This is a genomic window from Roseburia sp. AF22-2LB, from assembly GCF_003461125.1.
Lineage (GTDB): Bacteria > Bacillota > Clostridia > Lachnospirales > Lachnospiraceae > Roseburia_C > Roseburia_C amylophila.
This window is the reverse complement of sequence record NZ_QTWM01000006.1, coordinates 74,557-94,049: the sequence shown is the minus strand read 5'-3', so window position 1 is coordinate 94,049 and position 19,493 is coordinate 74,557. Positions and strand designations below refer to the sequence as shown.

Here is a 19,493-nt window from a genome sequence, read left to right as displayed (position 1 = left end):
TATGGCAAAACTGTTTTTTGAAGTTTTTCCGACATTAAAGATTACCGGAGAGATGAGTGCACTTTTGAAAGAAACAGAGATTACAAAAGTGGCATCGAATTCCGCACAGAATGCACTGCGGATTTATTTAGAGAGTACAAGGCTAATTCCCAAACCGGAAATCTATCATATTGAACAAGAAATCAGACAACAGCTATTTCCGCACAAGGAGATAGCTGTTAAAATCATAGAAAAATTTAATTTATCCAGCCAGTATACACCGGAAAAACTGATGGCGGTATACCGGGAGAGTATTTTAGAAGAGATTCGCAATTACAGCGTACTGCTCTATAATCTGATGCGCTGCAGCAAAATGGAATTTGACCGGGAAGACCATATGATTCTTACCTTAGAGGATACCATTGTTGCCACAGAGCGGAGTAATGAACTGATTGATATCTTAGAAAAAATCATCTGCGAACGTTGTGGATTAAAATTAATGATTGAGCCACAGTATGAGAAGCCGGCAGAAAATGATTATTTAAAGAGTGCAGACAGCCAGATTGAAACAGAGGTTGCCCATATCGTGGCACGAACCGCTGCTGCAAGAACGCAGAATGCGGATGGCATGGAACAGCCTGCTGCCAATGAAGCAAACGCACAGCCCGATGCTAGAGCGTCAGAAAAGGAAAAAACACCTGCTGCCCCGGAGAAAAAACAGACTACCGGCACAGAAGGTGCAGGAGCAGCACCTGCTGCTGGAAAGAATAACTTTTCCGGCGGAAAGGATTTCAAGGGAAAATCTTCCTTCCAGAGAAGAGATTTTGTTAAAAAATCAGACAATCCGGATGTTATTTATGGCCGTGATTTTGAAGAGGATGCAATTCCGATTGAGACCATCGTAGGTGAAATGGGAGAAGTTGTCATCCGTGGACAGATAATGACATTAGATACAAGAGAAATCCGTGGTGAAAAGACAATTATCATTATGTCGGTAACGGATTTTACGGATTCCATTGTGCTTAAAATCTTTACAAAAAATGAGAATCTACCGGAACTGATGGGAGATTTGAAAAAGGGAGCATTTCTTAAAATTAAAGGTGTAACGACCATTGATAAATTTGACAGTGAGCTGACCATCGGCTCCATTGTCGGAATTAAGAAAATCCCTGATTTTACTACAATAAGAATGGACAACAGCCCGTTAAAGAGAGTAGAGCTTCATTGCCATACCAAGATGAGTGACATGGATGGTGTTACTGATGTAGGAGATCTGGTAAAAAGGGCATATAAGTGGGGACATAAGGCACTGGCGATTACCGATCATGGAAATGTCCAGGCATTCCCGATTGCAAACCATGCACTGCCGGATGACCCGGACTTTAAGATTATCTATGGTGTGGAAGCTTATCTTGTGGATGACTTGAAGGACATTGTAGAAAATTCAAAGAATCAGTCTCTGCAGGATACCTATGTGGTATTCGATATAGAGACCACCGGATTTTCACCGCTGGTAAATAAAATTATTGAAATTGGTGCGGTAAAAGTAGAAAAAGGGAATATAACCGAGCGCTTTTCCACTTTTGTTAATCCGGAAGTGCCGATTCCGTTCCACATTGAAAATCTGACCGGAATCAAAGATGATATGGTAATTACGGCACCGGTGATTGCAGAAGTTATGCCGGAGTTCTTAGCCTTCTGTGATGGTGCTGTTATGGTAGCACACAATGCTGATTTTGATATGAGCTTTATCAAATATAACTGTGACCGTTTAAGCATTCCTTATGATTTTACCATTGCAGATACTGTTGCCATGGCACGAATGCTGTTGCCGAATCTGAACCGTTTTAAGCTGGATACCGTAGCAAGGGCATTAAATATTTCGCTGGAGAATCATCACCGTGCGGTAGACGATGCAGCATGTACCGCTGAAATATTTGAAAAGTTTGTAAAAATGCTTGCTGACCGTGGCATCAATACACTGGATGAATTAAATGCCGAGGGACATGTCAGCAAAGAGACCGTTATGAAGATGCCGACCCATCATGCTATTATTCTTGCAACGAATGATCTGGGTCGTGTGAATCTCTATAAGCTGATATCCTTATCCCACCTTGATTATTTCCATCAGAGGGCGAGAATTCCAAAGAGCGAATACTTAAAACACAAGGAAGGCTTACTGATTGGTTCTGCCTGTGAGGCGGGAGAACTTTATCAGGCAATTTTACAGGGACGGCCGCAGGAAGAGATTATCCGTCTGGTGAAGTTTTATGATTACCTTGAAATCCAGCCTCTTGGAAATAATGCATTTATGATAAAAGATGAAAAAGCACCGATTTCCACCATGGATGAATTAAAGGACATTAACCGCCGGATTGTAAAATTAGGAGAAGAATTCCATAAGCCGGTTGTGGCAACCTGTGATGTGCATTTTATGGACCCGGAGGATGAAGTATACCGTCGTATTATTCTGGCGGGTAAAGGCTTTAAGGATGCCGATGAGCAGGCTCCGCTATATCTTCGTACCACAGAAGAAATGTTGGAGGAATTCAGCTATTTAGGCAGTGAGAAAGCGAAAGAAGTTGTTATCGATAATACCAATAAGATCGCAGATATGTGCGAGCGCATTTCTCCGGTTCGCCCGGATAAGTGTCCGCCGGTAATTGAAAATTCCGATCAGATGCTGCGTGATATCTGCTATAACAAGGCACATGAGATGTATGGAGAGGATTTGCCGGAAATCGTATCGGAGCGGTTGGAGCGGGAGTTAAAATCCATTATCGGAAACGGTTATGCGGTAATGTATATCATTGCCCAGAAGCTGGTTTGGAAATCAAATGAGGATGGTTATCTGGTAGGTTCCCGTGGATCCGTAGGTTCTTCTTTTGCGGCAACCATGTCCGGAATCACGGAGGTAAATCCGCTGGCACCGCATTATTACTGTGCCCACTGTCATTACAGTGATTTTGATTCGCCGGAAGTAAAGAAATATGGCGGACAGTCCGGTTGTGACATGCCGGATAAGCGGTGTCCGAACTGTGGCAAGCCGTTAGTGAAAGCCGGTTTTGATATTCCGTTTGAAACATTCCTTGGATTTAAGGGGAATAAAGAGCCGGATATTGATCTTAACTTTTCCGGTGATTACCAGAGTAAATCCCATAAGTATACAGAAGTAATTTTCGGCGCGGGACAGACCTTCCGTGCCGGAACCATTGGTACGCTGGCAGATAAAACCGCATTCGGTTATGTAAAGAATTATTATGAAGAGCATGGTGTGCATAAGAGAAATTGTGAGATAGACCGGATTGTGCAGGGCTGCGTGGGAATCCACCGGACCACCGGACAGCATCCGGGAGGTATCGTAGTATTGCCGGTGGGGGAAGAGATTTATTCCTTTACACCGATTCAGCATCCTGCTAACGATATGACAACCGATATTATTACGACGCATTTTGAGTACCATTCCATTGATCACAACTTATTAAAGCTTGATATTCTCGGACACGACGATCCGACCATGATCCGTATGCTTGAGGACTTAACCGGAATTGATGCACAGAAGATTCCGTTGGATGATAAGTCCGTCATGTCCTTATTTAAGAATACCAGTGCACTGAGTATTACACCGGATATGTTGACAAACTGTACACTTGGAGCACTTGGAATTCCAGAGTTTGGAACAGACTTTGCGATGCAGATGTTAATTGACGCAGATCCGCAGTCCTTTTCCCATCTGATTCGAATTGCAGGTCTTTCACACGGTACGGATGTATGGTTAGGAAATGCCCAGACATTGATTGAAGAGGGAAAAGCAACCATTTCTACGGCAATCTGTACCCGTGATGATATTATGATTTATCTTATCAGTATGGGACTTGACAGTGAGGAATCCTTTACCATTATGGAGTCTGTCCGTAAGGGAAAGGGCTTAAAACCAGAGTGGGAGGAAGAAATGACTGCCCACGGCGTACCGGACTGGTATATCTGGTCCTGTAAGAAGATTAAGTATATGTTCCCGAAAGCCCATGCGGCGGCATACGTTATGATGGCATGGCGTATTGCTTACTGCAAGGTGTTTTATCCGCTGGCATATTATGCAGCATACTTTTCCATCCGTGCAACCGGATTCAGTTATGAGCTTATGTGTCAGGGAAAGGATAAGCTGAATTACTTCATGCGTGATTATGAGAAACGAAAGGATTCACTATCGAAGAAGGAGCAGGATACCTATAAGGATATGCGTATTGTGCAGGAAATGTATGCAAGAGGCTATGAGTTCTGGACCATTGATTTATATAAAGCCCAGGCATCCCGTTTCCAGATTATTGATGGCAGACTGATGCCTGCCTTAAGTACGATAGATGGTCTTGGCGAGAAGGCGGCAGAGGCAGTGGTAGAGGCTGCCAAGGATGGTCCATTTCTATCCAAGGATGATTTCAGACAGCGGACCAAAGTTAGTAAGACCGTAATTGATCTGATGGGAGACCTTGGATTATTCGGGGACTTGCCGGAATCGAACCAGCTTTCTTTATTTGATTTTTAATACATAGGAAGGTATAATTGTTAAAAGGAGTGAGGAGCATGAACGAAGTATATGAAAAGCTTTTAAAATGTTATGCATGTTTTGAAGATAAGATTGATTTTAAACCACAGGCAGCATTGATTTTAGGCTCCGGATTAGGAGATTATGCTGACACGAATATGAAGGTGGAAGCAGTGCTTGATTATCACGATATCGAAGGGTTTCCGGTATCAACGGTACCGGGGCATAAGGGGCGCTTCGTATTCGGTTATGTAGGGGATGTGCCGGTAGTATGTATGCAGGGACGTGTGCATTATTACGAAGGTTATTCCATGCAGGATGTTGTGCTGCCAACAAGATTAATGAAAATGATGGGCGCAAAGGTACTCTTTCTTACCAATGCTGCAGGGGGAATACAGCAGGGAATGAAAGCCGGAGATCTGATGATGATTACCGGGCAGATTGGCTGCTTTGTACCATCTCCTTTAATCGGGGCAAATATCGATGAACTGGGGGAACGGTTCCCGGATATGAGCCATATCTATGATGAGGATTTGCAGAAAATAATCCGAAAAGCTGCCATTGAAGCAGATATTCCGCTTCGGGAAGGCACTTACCTGCAGTTATCAGGACCGAATTTTGAGACACCACAGGAAATTTCCATGTGCCGCGTACTGGGGGCAGATGCGGTAGGCATGAGTACAGCCTGTGAAGCCATTGCAGCAAATCATATGGGGATGAAAATCTGCGGTATTTCCTGTATTTCAAATCTTGCGGCAGGAATTTCACCATTTTCCCTGACACACCGTGAAGTTCAGGAGACAGCAGATCGTGTTGCACCATTGTTTAAAAAGCTGGTGACTGATTCTATTACCGGTATGAATACATTTCTGTAAGAAAATGGTATAGTGGGAAGCAGCTATAGAAATTAAATATAAGAGGCAGATATCTATCAGGAGAAGGTAGAAGATAAGGAGGGGATTGCGTATGAATATACGTTTTTACAATGCCAGAATCTTAGCGCCGTCAGAGGGACATTCTTTTCAGGTGATAACCGGGGAATTGTGGGTAAAGAAGAATGAGATTATCTATATCGGGGATGGCCTTGATACGGAACGTGTTTTTGAAAAAGAGCCGGCAGGAATGATTCTTTGGGACAGGGAAATTGACGCAGAGAAAAACCTGCTGCTGCCGGGATTTAAAAATGCCCATACCCATACGGCTATGACATTTTTACGTTCCTATGCGGATGACCTGCCATTACAGGACTGGCTGACAAAGCAGGTATTTCCAAAAGAGGCACTGCTTACGGCAGATGATATATACTGGCTCAGCATACTAGGCATCATGGAATATCTGACCAGTGGCATCACTTCAAATTTTGATATGTATTTCTTTCCGGAGACAATTGCAAAGGCTTCCATAGACTGTGGATTCCGGACCATGCAGGTCAGCAGCTTCAATGATTTTACAAGCTCCATTGAAGAGATGGAAGAAATTTATCATAAAGTCAATGAAATGAGTGACTTAACCGGTTATGTGCCGGGATTTCATGCGGAATATACCACCTCAAAAGAGCATTTAAAACAGGTGGCAGCATTATCCGAAAAGCTGCATGCACCGGTGTATTTTCATAATTCCGAGACTGCACTTGAAGTAGAACAGTGTAAGGAGCGTTATGGAATGACACCGACCCGGCTGATGGAAGAGCTTGGAATGTTTCAATATGGCGGCGGTGGTTATCACTGTGTATATTTTGAAGATGAGGATTTTGAAATTTTTCGAAAGAGAAATCTTACGGCAGTAACGAATCCTGCATCGAATCTGAAGCTGGCAAGCGGAATCGCACCGATTGACCGCTTTATAAAAGAAGGAATTAATCTTGCTATCGGAACAGATGGTCCGGCAAGTAATAACTGCCTTGATATGTTCCGGGAAATGTTTTTAACTACCGGTCTGGCAAAGGTCAGAGAAAAGGATGCAGCCTGTGTTGGTGCAGAAGAAGTACTTTATATGGCAACGACAGGAGGAGCTGCTGCCATGGGATTAAATGAATGCGATAGTCTGGCAGAGGGAAAGAAAGCAGATTTAATCATGCTTGATTTAAAACAGCCGAATATGCAGCCGGAAAATAATCTCGTCAGGAATATTGTATACAGCGGAAGCAAACAGAATGTAAAGCTTACTATGGTAAATGGACAAATTCTTTATGAAGATAACACATTTCAGATTGGATTTGAACCGGAAGAAATATACCGGAAAGCAAATGAAATTATTGGCAGAATGAAATGAGAGGAACGATATGAAAGTAATATTTGTACATCATAGCTGTTTTGTGGTGGAAATGGAAGATGTGGTTTTGATATTTGATTATTTTGAAGGAAACCGTGTAACCGGTTATACTTTTACCGGAGTGCTTCCGGTATTTGACAAAGACAAATCCATTTATTTCTTTGCAAGCCATAAGCATCAGGACCACTTTGATATGAATATTTTAAAACTGGCAGAGGATTATGAAGACATTCATTTTATTTTGTCAAAAGATACAAAAATGAGTCCGAATTTTATGAAAAAACACGGTATTCCGGAGCGGGCAAAGAAATGTATCGAATATGTCATTCCGGATAAGAAATATGAAATCGGAAAAGTGAAGGTAAAAACCCTTCGTTCCACGGATGCCGGTGTGGCGTTTCTGGTAAAGACCTGTGGCAAGACCATTTATCATGCAGGAGACCTTCATAACTGGAAGATGGAGCATGTGGGAGAGCTGATTAATGGCAAGATGGAGCGGGACTACAGACACCAGATACGCAAGTTAGAAGGTGAGCATATCAATGTGGCATTTGTGGTTTTAGACCCGAGACTTGGTGTGTATACTGACCTTGGTTTGGCTTATTTTATGAAAAATGTGGAAGCTGATTATGTATTCCCGATGCATATGTGGCAGGATTATTCTGCCATTGAAAAATACAAGCAAAAATGTGATAATCATTTGTATACGGACCGAATCATGGATATCGAAAAAGAAAATCAGGTATTTGATATGGACAATCTCAAATGAAATTCTTGAATTATGCCATTAATTGGTCTATACTTAATACGTTTCCTGCTTAGGGGAAGGAAACTATTTCGTTACACGGGAAATCGGTAAAAAGTGGTTCCCGTAGTTAAAAACAGGAGGAAGAATGTATGGATAATTTTCTCGCATTTGGAGGCAGTTTTTTACAGTATGTAGTTATTTTTGTGATTCTGGTTGCAATTGCAGTTCTCGGTGTATTCACAGGTATTGCACTGCGGAAACGGAAAGATGCAAAGGAACTGGCATTACATGAAGATAAAAAGGAAGAAAAATAGTTTTTTGGAGGAATTATTGTGAAGAAATACGGAGTAAATGACTTAAGAAGAATGTATCTTGAATTCTTTGAGAGCAAAGGACATCTGGCAATGAAGAGCTTTTCTTTAGTACCACATAATGATAACAGTCTTCTGCTTATCAATGCTGGTATGGCTCCATTAAAGCCATATTTTACAGGACAGGAGATTCCGCCGAGAAGAAGAGTGACAACCTGTCAGAAATGTATTCGTACCGGAGATATTGAAAATGTAGGTAAGACAGCAAGACATCTTACCTTCTTTGAGATGCTTGGAAACTTCTCTTTTGGTGATTATTTCAAACATGAAGCAATTGCATGGTCATGGGAATTCCTGACAAAAGTGTTAGAGCTTGACCCGGAGCGCCTGTATCCGTCTATTTATGGAGAAGACGAAGAAGCATTTGAAATCTGGACCAAAGAAGTCGGTGTTCCGGCAGAGAAAATTACCAGATTCTATCGTGACCCGGAAACCGGAGAATGTGATAACTTCTGGGAGCATGGTGCAGGACCTTGCGGACCGTGTTCTGAAATCTATTATGACCGTGGAGAAAAATACGGCTGTGGAAGTCCTGACTGTAAAGTAGGATGTGAGTGCGACCGTTTCATGGAAGTATGGAACAACGTATTTACACAGTTTGAAGGAGATGGCAAAGGTGGTTATACCGAGCTTTCCCAGAAAAATATTGATACCGGAATGGGATTAGAGCGTCTGGCAGTTGTTATGCAGGATGTAGACTCCGTATTTGATATTGATACTATGAAAGCAATCCGTGATAAGATTTGTGAATTATCAGGAAAGACTTATCAGCAGGATGCATTAGATGACGTTTCTATCCGTCTGATTACAGACCATATCCGCTCTGTAACCTTTATGGTATCCGACGGAATTATGCCAAGTAACGAAGGAAGAGGTTATGTTTTAAGAAGACTGATTCGTCGTGCTGCAAGACATGGCAGATTACTTGGAATTGATGGACTGTTTCTGGCAAAACTCAGTGATACTGTTATTCGTGAGAGCAAGGATGGTTATCCGGAATTAGAGGAGAAGAAAGATTTCATCTTCAAGGTATTATCTCAGGAAGAAGAAAAATTCAATAAAACAATTGATCAGGGACTTGCTATCTTAGCAGAGATGCAGGACAAGCTGGAAAAAGAAGGAAAGAAAGAATTATCCGGAGCGGATGCTTTCAAGCTTTATGATACTTACGGATTCCCTCTTGACCTGACCCAGGAAATCTTAGAAGAAAAAGGATTTACCATTGATGAAGCCGGATTTAAGGCCGCAATGGAAGAGCAGAGAGAGAAAGCAAGAAAAGCAAGAAAAGTAACCAACTACATGGGTGCAGATGTTACCGTATATGAATCCATCGACCCAAGTATTACAACTGAATTTGTCGGATATGAGAACAATACTTATACCTCAAAGATTACAGTAATGACTACCGAGACTGAAATCACAGAAGCTTTATCCGATGGTGAGATTGGAACTATTTTCGTAGAGAAGACTCCATTCTATGCAACCATGGGTGGACAGGTAGCAGATACCGGTGTTATCAGCAGCAAGGACGGAAGCTTTGTCTTTGAAGTAGAAGATACCGTAAAGATGCTTGGCGGCAAAGTCGGACATATTGGTAAAGTTACCAAGGGAATGATTAAGACCGGTGATGAAGTAGAACTTTCCATTGATGCAGACAGAAGACTTGCAATCGGAAAGAACCACAGTGCAACACATCTTCTTCAGGAAGCCTTAAGAGAAGTACTTGGTACCCATGTACAGCAGTCCGGTTCTTATGTAGACGAGCACAGATTAAGATTTGACTTTACACATTTCTCAGCAATGACAGCAGATGAGATTACCAAAGTGGAAGACATTGTAAACCAGAAAATTGCAGAAGCACTTCCTGTTATAACAGAAGTAATGTCTTTAGAGGATGCAAAGAAGACCGGTGCAATGGCATTATTTGGTGAGAAATACGGTGATAATGTCCGTGTTGTAAAAATGGGAGATTTTTCTACCGAGCTTTGCGGTGGTACCCATGTAAGCAATACAAGTGCAGTCCAGGCATTTAAGATTATTTCCGAGGCTGGAATCCAGGCTGGAGTCAGAAGAATTGAAGCCCTGACATCCAAAGGTGTATTTGAATATTATGACCAGTTAGAAGAAACCTTAAAAGAGGCTGCAAAATTATTAAAAGCGACACCTGCAAATCTTGTTGAGCGTGTAAATCATGTATTAGGCGAAGTAAAAGCATTACAGTCTGAAAATGAATCCTTAAAGAGCAAAGCGGCAAAGGATGCATTAGGTGATGTTATGAATCAGGTGGAGGAAGTAGCTGGTGTGAAACTTTTAGCAACCAGCGTTTCCGGTGTAGATATGAATGGTTTAAGAGACTTAGGAGACCAGCTCAAAGAGAAGCTTGGCGAAGGTGTTATCGTATTAGCTTCTGATTGTGATGGCAAAGTAAATCTTGTTGCAATGGCAACTGAGGAAGCAATGGGCAAGGGTGCACATGCCGGTAACCTCATCAAGGGAATTGCTGCGAAGGTTGGCGGAGGCGGCGGTGGCCGTCCCAATATGGCTCAGGCCGGTGGTAAGAATCCGGCTGGCATCAAAGATGCTTTGACAGAAGCAAAGACTGTTCTTGCACAGCAGTTAGCATAAAATATACTGAATTAAAAATATTTTCCGGAAAATTGGAAAAACAGAAAAAAAACGGTTGACGTACGGGAAAATTATGCTATAATCTTTGGTAGTGCAATAAAATTACCCAAACAGTTGAATATGCACAATACGCAACTGGAGGGAGGTTAGGTGTGAGACAATGTCAAATGTAATCGTAAAAGAAAACGAGACGTTAGATAGCGCTTTACGCAGATTCAAAAGAAACTGTGCGAAAGCTGGTATCCAGCAGGAAATCCGTAAAAGAGAGCATTACGAGAAACCAAGTGTTAAACGTAAGAAAAAATCGGAAGCTGCAAGAAAACGTAAGTACAACTAATAAGATAGAAAGCTGTCACATTTGTGGCAGCTTTCACTTTTTTACTTTACAGGAAATTGTTTTCCTGTAAAGTAAAAAACGCTCCGCGAGGATGCACACTGCGGCGTATAAGGTAGATGTCGCAAGCGACCGCCGCAGGCGCGAGAATGTGCCAAGGCACATTCTCTGTTCTATTGCCAAGCTTATGGGTTGCCAATTATCTATAAGAAGCTATCGATGACAGTTTCTGTAGGCGAGAAACAAATTTTAGAGCATATTTTATAAGACAAGTCATATATTAGTCGTGAGGAGAAATCCTTGCGACTTTTTTACTTTACAGGAAATTGCTTTCATGTAAAGTAAAAAATGCTCCGCGAGGATGCGCACTGCGGCGTATAAGGTAGATGTCGCAAGCGACCGCCGCAGGTGCGAGAATGTGCCAAGGCACATTCTTTTTTACGCATGTTTCTCGTAGTTACGCGAGTAGACTAGAAAGAATATATTGATAGACCGAAAGAAAGGAGTGAATCCGGAAACAATGTTAGAACAGGTACTTCAGATTTTCCCAGCAGAGCTTCGGAAAATGCTGCTTGCAAATAAAGATAAATTAAAGGAGACAGAGGAAATACGCATTCGTATAAACCAGCCGATGATTCTCTGGGATGGGAGAAAGGAATATTTTTTAGATAAGCTAAGTGGCAGATTAAGTGTGGAGGCGGAAGGAAGTTATTACATAAAGGAAAGTGATATTTCTGCGATGCTGACTTTTTTAAGCAGGTATTCCATTTATGCCTATGAAGAAGAGTTAAAGAGTGGATTCCTGACCTTAGAAGGTGGACACCGGGTAGGAGTAACCGGACAGATCCGGATGGAGGGAGAAAAGGTGGAACAGCTTGCTTATGTCGGATCATTGAACATAAGAATTGCACATCAGAAGATTGGATGTGCAAAGGAAATTCTGCCCTTTATCAGAACAGAACAGAGTGTGAGAAATACGCTTTTCGTATCTTCCGTTGGGATTGGAAAGACAACCCTGCTCCGGGACAGTATTCGTCTGATTTCCGGAGATGAGACAAGCAGAATACACTTTAAAGTAGGGGTGGTAGATGAACGTTCTGAGATAGCAGCCTGCTGCCATGGAATACCGCAGAATAATCTTGGCATACGTACAGATGTGATAGACCGGTGTAAAAAGGCTGTGGGAATGCGGATGCTTCTTCGTTCCATGTCGCCGGATGTAATTGCAGTGGATGAACTTGGCTCTATGGAAGATTTTCAGGCAGTGGATGAAGTATTGCATTGTGGCTGCAGTATTCTTGGAACCATTCACGCGGCTGATATGTTGGAGTTACAACAAAAGGAACAGCTTCAAAAATGGCTAGAACAAAAGATTTTTGAGCGGTATGTCATCTTAAAAAAGGATGATGAAGGAAGAAGACATTTTATGATTTATGATGGGACATGGGAAAAAATATGGTCCGATTGATAGGAGCAGTGCTGATACTTTTTGGAACAGTTGGAATTGGGTATGACAGAATGCGGCAGATAAAGCGTCATTATGAAGGGCTTTTAGACTGGCGGGAATGTATGCTCAAAATACAGGGAGATATGCAAAGCTTAAAGAAACCGCTGCCGGATATTATTGCAGAATTGGAGCATCATGCACCGGAAGTCTTTCAGTCCTTTTTTATGCAGGTTCATAAGGAACTGATGCAGTATGAGAACAGCAGTCCGAAAAGCTGTTGGAAGGAGGCATGGAAGTCATGGAAAAAAAGGGAAATCTTTACGAAAGAGGAGGGACAGCTGTTTTTGGAGTGCGGAAGGCTTTTGGAACAGGGAAGCGGAGGAATATTTGAAAAAGAGGCAGAGCTACTGATAGAGAGAATCAATATTTTGATTCAAAGGGAACAGACAGAGATGCGAGAGAGGATAAAAGTCAGCATGTACCTGTGTGCTACCGCAGGAATATTTCTGGTGCTGATTCTGGTTTAATGGAGGAGAAGATGAGCGTAAACCTGATATTTAAAATTGCGGCAGTCGGTATTTTGGTGACGGTAATCAGCCAGGTGCTAAAGCACAGTGGGCGGGAAGAACATGCATTTTTAACCAGTCTGGCAGGACTTTTGATTGTGCTGTTCTGGATTGTTCCATACATATATGATTTGTTTGAAACGATGAAGTCACTATTTTCGTTGTAGAGGAGAAATATGGATATTATTCAGGTTGGATTACTGGGGATCACTGCGGTTTTCCTTGCTCTTTTTATCAAAAATTACAAAAGCGAATACAGCATTTTAATCAGCATTGTGGCATGTATTTGCATCTTTATCTTTCTGATAGGAAAATTGGAGCTTGTATTGACTTACATCAATAGTGTGGTGGAGCTGATTCCTGTAGATGGAAGGTATCTTGCCATGATTTTAAAAATGATTGGAATTACTTATGTAGCAGAATTTGCAACAGATATCTGCAGAGAATCCGGGTATCAGGCAATTGCCGGACAAATTGAAATCTTTGCCAAGCTGTCGATTCTTTTAATCAGTATGCCGGTGCTGATGGGATTTATTGAAACGTTAGGGGCTTTTTTATGAAGAAACAACCATTAAAAAATGCGTTTAAAATGTTTGTAAGAACGGCAGGATGTTTCATTATAGTTTTCATGTTCTGGCTCATGCCAGGAGGACTTGTACAGGCATCTTCCGTATCAGCAGCATCAGATAACAGCAGGACAGGGACGGATAAGGATTATACGGATGATTTTATGGAACAGCTGGATTTATCAGAGATTGAGCAGTATTTAAAGGAACAGGATGCTACAGAAGAGATTAGTTTCTATGAACTGATTAAAGAGCTGGCAACCGGAAACTTTTCCTATGACGGACAAAAGCTGACGCAGGCAGTGGGAAGGATTCTGTGGGGAGAATTGCAGGATAATAAGGCAATACTGGTAACCGTTCTTTTACTGGCAATCAGCTGTGCATTTCTTAAAAATTTCTCCGATATTTTTCATAATACTTATATATCGGAGGTCTGCTTTTTCCTGATTTATATGGAGATGACAGTCCTGTTGCTGCAGTCCTATCAGATGATGAGTGATATTGTGGTAACGGCAATGAATCAGATTGTAGATTTTATGAATATGCTGATTCCAGTATTTGGCATGTCTCTGGCATTTTCCATGGCAAATTTTACAGCGGCAGGATTTTACCAGATTGCTTTTATCGTGGTTTATATTGTTCAGTGGGGAATGCTTGCCTGTCTGGTGCCAATGACGAAAATCTTTATCATGATGGAATTTATGAATTATATGATAGAAGGGGAACGTTTTAGCAGAATGTGTGAACTGATGGAAGAAATAATCCGCTGGTGCTTAAAATGTGCGATTGCAGCAACCATTGGTCTGAATGTGGTACAGACCATGGTGGTTCCGGCCATTGACCGCTTGAAAATGAGTACCGTTACAAAGACACTTGGAATGATACCGGGAATGGGAAATATAACAGGAGCAGTCAGTGAACTGATGCTTGGAGCGGGTATGGTCATTAAGAACAGTGTTGGAACAGCCGGGGTATTGATTTTACTTTTGCTGGTGATGTTTCCACTATGCAAAATGTTTTTGCTGAGTCTTATGTATAAAGTGACAGCAGCAGTAACCGAACCGGTATCGGATAAGAGGATCGCAGGAAGCATGAACGGCATTTGTCTGGGCTGCCAGCTGCTTACAAGGATTTTACTTACTTCGCTTGTACTTTTCCTTGTGACGATTGCCATGATTACTGCAGTATCCGGATTCCTTATGGGATAGAGGAAAGAAGAGAAATAAGAAGGGGAAGAGAGAGCAATATAAAATGGATGCAATTTTAAACTGGATGAAGGGAATTCTGATCCTTTTTCTGATTGGACATGTGATGCTGTATCTGGTACAGAATAAAACTTATGAAAAATATGTGCATTTCTTTCTTAGGATTCTGATTCTGCTGGCGGTAATGGCACCCATTGCTTCTAGGTTAATTGATGAGGATACGCTGATACAGAATATGGAACAGGCACAGTTCTTTCAGGAACTTGAAAATGTACAAAATATAAATGCCATAAGCAGTGCGGAGACTGCAGATTATCGTTTACAATATGAAGAAGCCTGTGGCGGGCGGGTAGAGGATACCCTAAGGCAGAAAGGCTATGCGGTGGCATACAGCAGGGTAACATTAACTGAGACTTATGAAATAGAACGTATTACAATCGGGATTGAAAAGTCTGGGGATAACATTGAAAAAAATAGTTCCGTCCATGTTTCGGATATTGAGATACCGGCAATTGAGATAAAAGAAACAGAAGAGAAAAAGGAGCATACAAGTCAGGAATATGCAGAATTAGAAAAATTTGTATGTGAAAATTATCTGGTTGATAAGACGCAGATTCAGATAGAAGAGGTGAGAAGATGAAAATGCAGGATTTTATGCAAAAGATAAAAGAAAAGAAACTAAAACGGTCAGATTGGATGATTTTAGTCCTGGCAGGCATATTGATTCTGATTATCGCATTGCCCACAGATACAAAAGAAAAAAAACAGGCAGAGGAAGCAAAAGAAAATATTTCAAAGGAAAATAATACCATGGAGGCATCTAAGGATGAAATAGAGCGGAAATTAGAAGATATTTTAGAAAAAATCGACGGAGCCGGAGATGTAAAGGTGATGATTACTTATCAGGACAGTGGGACGCAGGTGGTGGAAAAGGATAAAAATACTTCTGAAAATTCTTTAGAGGAAAGTGACAGCACTGGTGGAGTAAGAAGCACAAAGGAACAGCAGCTACAGGAAAGTACGGTATATGAGGAAGCAGATGCCGGAAATACCCCCTTTGTTTCTAAGGAACTTCTTCCCAAAGTGGAGGGAATTTTAATTGTGGCATCCGGTGGTGATAACCAGAAGGTGAAACAGAATATTTCCGAGGCGGTTTTGGCATTATTTCAGGTAGAAGCACATAGAATAAAAATAGTAAAAATGAGCGGACTGGAGGACAGTAAATGAAGAAAGTATTTAAGAAAAATCAACTCATTATAACCGCATTGGCATTGATGATAGCAGTGGCTGGTTACTTAAGTTTTACCGACAAGAATGGCAAAGATGAAAAGGTGGCAATGGAGGCTTCTGCGGATACGGCAGATTTATCTTATGAGATATCGGCAGAGGATGACTTAGCGGAAGCAGATATTTTTACCGATACGGAAGATAACAGTAGTGAAGCTGTATCAGCGGCAGACAATGTGGTTGAAGAGAGCCTAGAGAACCCGGGCGAAGCCGTCATGGCAAGCAGCAGCATGGATTATGCGTCAGAAATGAAACTGGGCCGGGAACAGGTACGTTCTAAAAACAAAGAGACTTTGCTGGAAATTATCAATAATACAAATATAGATGAAGCTGCAAAGCAGGATGCCTTAAATCAGATGGTGGCAATGACGGATATTGCAGAACGGGAAAATGCAGCTGAGATGTTGTTAGAGGCAAAAGGATTTACGGATGTAGTTGTCAGCATTACTGATAATACAGCGGATGTGGTACTTGATATGGGGGAAGTAACAGATGCCAAACGTGCCCAAATAGAGGATATTGTAAAGAGAAAAGCCGGCATTGAGGCAGAAAATATCATTATCACACCAATTCAGAAAAATACTGCACAGGAGAATCCGGCAACAGAAACCACCGAAAATTCAGACACAACAGAACAGACAAATTAAAGGAAGCAGCCCCGCTCTTAGATACTTGAAAACGGGGCTGAAATTAGTATAATAATAGCATAAGAAAAAGAAACGACAGAACCATGAGAAGAGAGGGAATGCCTATGAAGAGAGTGTTTTTAATTGTATTAGACAGCGTTGGGATCGGAGAAATGCCGGATGCGGCAGAGTATCATGATGAAGGAAGCAATACCTTACTTGCAGCTTCACGAAGTCCATATTTTTCCATGCCGAATATGCGCTCGCTGGGCTATTTTAATATTGACGGAGTCCACATTGGAGGAAAAGAAGCAAATCCGAAAGGTGCATTTGCCAGACTGACAGAGGTGTCCAAAGGAAAAGATACCACCATCGGACACTGGGAGATTGCAGGCGTGATATCCAGTCATCCTCTGCCAACATTTCCAAATGGATTTCCACAGGAAATCATAGAAGAATTTGAGCAGAAAACCGGACGCGGGGTACTTTGCAACCGTCCATATTCCGGCACGGAGGTTATCCGGGATTATGGAAAAGAGCATATGGAAACTGGAAAACTGATTGTATACACATCAGCAGATTCTGTTTTCCAGGTGGCAGCTCATGAAGAGGTAGTGCCGATTGAAGAACTGTACCGGGATTGCCAGATTGCAAGAAATATGCTGACTGGGAAAAACGGAGTGGGAAGAGTCATCGCAAGACCGTTTATCGGAGAACCGGGGAATTTTACCCGTACTGCAGGAAGACATGACTTTTCCTTAGAACCGCCGGCAGTTACCATGTTAGATCAGCTGACGGAAAGTGGGAAAACAGTGCTGTCTGTTGGAAAAATCATAGATATTTTTGCAGAACGCGGAATTACAGATTTTGTACGAACAAACGGAAATGATGATGGAATTGACAAAACATCAGCCTATATGGACAAAGATTTTACTGGATTATGTTTTACAAATTTGGTAGACTATGATATGTTGTATGGACATAGGAATGATGTAGATGGTTATGCAAAAGCACTGACACACTTTGATGAGCGGCTGCCGGAGCTTTTGGCAAAGTTACGGGAGGATGATATTTTAATGATTACAGCCGACCACGGATGTGATCCGAGTACACCTTCTACTGACCATTCCAGAGAGTATACACCACTTCTTATGTATGGAGCGCATATTACTCCGGGTAAGAACTATGGCACAAGAGGCAGCTTTGCAGACATTGCCGCAACCATATTATCTTACTTCGACATAAAGCAAAAATGTGCGGGTGAGCCGCTGGAATTATAGGAGGTCCCATTTTGGCTGATTTTAGAAAAGAGATAGAGAAACGAAGAACATTTGCGATTATTTCCCATCCGGATGCCGGTAAGACAACCCTGACAGAGAAATTTCTTCTGTATGGAGGAGCTATTAACCTGGCAGGTTCTGTAAAAGGAAAAGCAACTGCAAGACATGCAGTTTCCGACTGGATGGAAATAGAGAAGGAGAGAGGTATTTCCGTTACTTCTTCTGTATTGCAGTTTAATTATGGTGGATATTGCATCAATATTCTGGATACACCGGGACATCAGGACTTCTCGGAAGATACCTATCGTACCCTGATGGCTGCTGATTCTGCAGTTATGGTAATCGATGGTTCAAAAGGTGTAGAGGCACAGACCAGAAAACTGTTTAAAGTCTGTGTAATGCGTCACATTCCGATTTTTACATTTATCAATAAAATGGATCGTGATGCTAATGATACCTTTGATTTATTAGATGAAATCGAAAAAGAACTTGGCATTGCTACCTGTCCGGTTAACTGGCCGATTGGCTCCGGAAAGAATTTTAAGGGAGTTTATGACCGGAATACGAAAAAAGTCATGCTGTTCTCTGATACCTTGAAGGGAACCAAGGAAGGTGAAGAAAAAGATTTTGATATTAATGATTCGGCATTGACAACAGAAATCGGGCAGGAATACCGGGATAAATTGGATGAAGAAATTGAATTGTTAGATGGTGCAAGTGCAGAATTCGATATGGAACTTGTGTCCAGGGGAGAACTGTCACCGGTATTCTTTGGTTCTGCTTTAACGAACTTTGGTGTAGAAACTTTCTTAAAGCATTTCCTTTCCATGACTACATCACCGCTTCCGAGAAATTCAGACAAGGGGCTGATTGATCCGTTTGGTTCCGATTTCTCTGCTTTTGTCTTTAAAATCCAGGCAAATATGAATAAGAATCATCGTGACCGTATTGCATTTATGCGAATCTGTTCCGGAAAGTTTGAAGCCGGCATGGAAGTAAAACATATCCAGGGTGGAAAAGCAATCCGTCTTTCCCAGCCGCAGCAGTTGATGGCACAGGAGAGAAAGATTATAGAAGAAGCATATGCCGGAGATATTATCGGAGTCTTTGACCCGGGTATCTTTTCAATCGGTGATACTTTAACCACTGCGAAAGACAACTTCGAATTCGAAGGAATACCGACTTTTGCACCGGAGCATTTTGCAAGGGTACGTCAGGTAGATACCATGAAGAGAAAACAGTTCGTCAAAGGTGTCATGCAGATCGCACAGGAGGGCGCAATCCAGATTTTCCAGGAATATCAGGGTGGTATGGAAGAGATTATCGTAGGCGTAGTAGGTGTACTGCAGTTTGATGTATTAAAATACCGTCTGGAAAATGAATACAATGTGGAAATCCGCTTGGAGAAGCTTCCATATGAGCATATCCGCTGGATTGAAAATAAAGATATTGATATGGACAAGCTTACCGGAACTTCCGATATGAAGAAAATCCGTGACCTTAAGGGCAATCCATTGCTGTTATTTGTCAATGCATGGAGTGTCGGCATGACTCTTGACCGGAATGATGGTCTGGTATTATCGGAATTCGGTAAAAATTAAGCGGGTATAAACAAAATTAAGAAGAGACATACTTAAAAAAGAAA

At 41.8% G+C, this 19,493-nt stretch carries 17 protein-coding genes; all 17 read left to right on the top strand.

Annotated elements, in window-relative coordinates; translation table 11 throughout:
- Position 1 precedes the first annotated feature (1 nt).
- Positions 2-4,522, top strand: a complete 4,521-nt coding sequence (locus DWX96_RS09885; RefSeq protein ID WP_118057387.1) for a PolC-type DNA polymerase III — start codon at positions 2-4, stop codon at positions 4,520-4,522.
- 38 nt (positions 4,523-4,560) lie between these two features.
- Entirely contained in the window at positions 4,561-5,397 is an 837-nt protein-coding gene (locus tag DWX96_RS09880; RefSeq protein WP_118057386.1) for a purine-nucleoside phosphorylase, read from the top strand.
- 91 nt (positions 5,398-5,488) lie between these two features.
- On the top strand, positions 5,489-6,793 hold the full coding sequence (locus DWX96_RS09875) for an amidohydrolase (RefSeq protein WP_118057385.1): 1,305 nt from the start codon (positions 5,489-5,491) through the stop codon (positions 6,791-6,793).
- A 10-nt stretch (positions 6,794-6,803) separates the two neighbouring features.
- Positions 6,804-7,562 (top strand): MBL fold metallo-hydrolase, encoded by a 759-nt coding sequence (locus DWX96_RS09870; protein WP_118057384.1) that lies wholly within the window; start codon positions 6,804-6,806, stop codon positions 7,560-7,562.
- 128 nt (positions 7,563-7,690) lie between these two features.
- The gene (locus DWX96_RS09865) at positions 7,691-7,855 is read left to right on the top strand and encodes a vanadium nitrogenase (protein WP_117698712.1); all 165 of its coding nucleotides are present in this window, start codon (positions 7,691-7,693) and stop codon (positions 7,853-7,855) included.
- Between the two features lie 18 nt (positions 7,856-7,873).
- Positions 7,874-10,537, top strand: a complete 2,664-nt coding sequence (gene alaS / locus DWX96_RS09860) for an alanine--tRNA ligase (RefSeq protein WP_330408383.1) — start codon at positions 7,874-7,876, stop codon at positions 10,535-10,537.
- Positions 10,538-10,697: 160 nt separating this feature from the next.
- Positions 10,698-10,874: a 30S ribosomal protein S21 gene (rpsU, locus tag DWX96_RS09855; protein WP_021737899.1), complete on the top strand. Its 177-nt coding sequence runs from the start codon at positions 10,698-10,700 to the stop codon at positions 10,872-10,874.
- 517 nt (positions 10,875-11,391) lie between these two features.
- Positions 11,392-12,339, top strand: a complete 948-nt coding sequence (gene spoIIIAA, locus DWX96_RS09850) for a stage III sporulation protein AA (protein ID WP_147337980.1) — start codon at positions 11,392-11,394, stop codon at positions 12,337-12,339.
- A complete protein-coding gene (locus tag DWX96_RS09845) occupies positions 12,327-12,845 on the top strand; it encodes a stage III sporulation protein AB (protein ID WP_158561845.1) in 519 nt (172 codons plus the stop codon). The genes spoIIIAA and DWX96_RS09845 overlap by 13 nt, the downstream gene beginning before the upstream one ends.
- Before the next feature lie 11 nt (positions 12,846-12,856).
- Positions 12,857-13,051, top strand: coding sequence for a stage III sporulation protein AC (gene spoIIIAC / locus DWX96_RS09840; RefSeq protein WP_022243260.1), 195 nt, complete (start codon positions 12,857-12,859; stop codon positions 13,049-13,051).
- Between the two features lie 9 nt (positions 13,052-13,060).
- Complete coding sequence (locus DWX96_RS09835) at positions 13,061-13,444, top strand: SpoIIIAC/SpoIIIAD family protein (protein WP_117841147.1); 384 nt, start codon at positions 13,061-13,063, stop codon at positions 13,442-13,444.
- On the top strand, positions 13,441-14,658 hold the full coding sequence (locus DWX96_RS09830) for a stage III sporulation protein AE (protein ID WP_118057381.1): 1,218 nt from the start codon (positions 13,441-13,443) through the stop codon (positions 14,656-14,658). Before DWX96_RS09835 ends, DWX96_RS09830 begins: the two co-directional genes overlap by 4 nt.
- 43 nt (positions 14,659-14,701) lie before the next feature.
- Positions 14,702-15,295, top strand: coding sequence for a stage III sporulation protein AF (locus DWX96_RS09825; protein ID WP_118057380.1), 594 nt, complete (start codon positions 14,702-14,704; stop codon positions 15,293-15,295).
- A complete protein-coding gene (locus DWX96_RS09820; RefSeq protein ID WP_118057379.1) occupies positions 15,292-15,882 on the top strand; it encodes a stage III sporulation protein AG in 591 nt (196 codons plus the stop codon). The genes DWX96_RS09825 and DWX96_RS09820 overlap by 4 nt, the downstream gene beginning before the upstream one ends.
- Positions 15,879-16,589: a SpoIIIAH-like family protein gene (locus DWX96_RS09815; RefSeq protein WP_118057378.1), complete on the top strand. Its 711-nt coding sequence runs from the start codon at positions 15,879-15,881 to the stop codon at positions 16,587-16,589. Before DWX96_RS09820 ends, DWX96_RS09815 begins: the two co-directional genes overlap by 4 nt.
- A gap of 104 nt (positions 16,590-16,693) precedes the next feature.
- A complete protein-coding gene (locus DWX96_RS09810; RefSeq protein WP_117947075.1) occupies positions 16,694-17,848 on the top strand; it encodes a phosphopentomutase in 1,155 nt (384 codons plus the stop codon).
- 11 nt (positions 17,849-17,859) lie between these two features.
- Complete coding sequence (locus DWX96_RS09805; protein ID WP_118057377.1) at positions 17,860-19,449, top strand: peptide chain release factor 3; 1,590 nt, start codon at positions 17,860-17,862, stop codon at positions 19,447-19,449.
- Positions 19,450-19,493 lie beyond the last annotated feature (44 nt).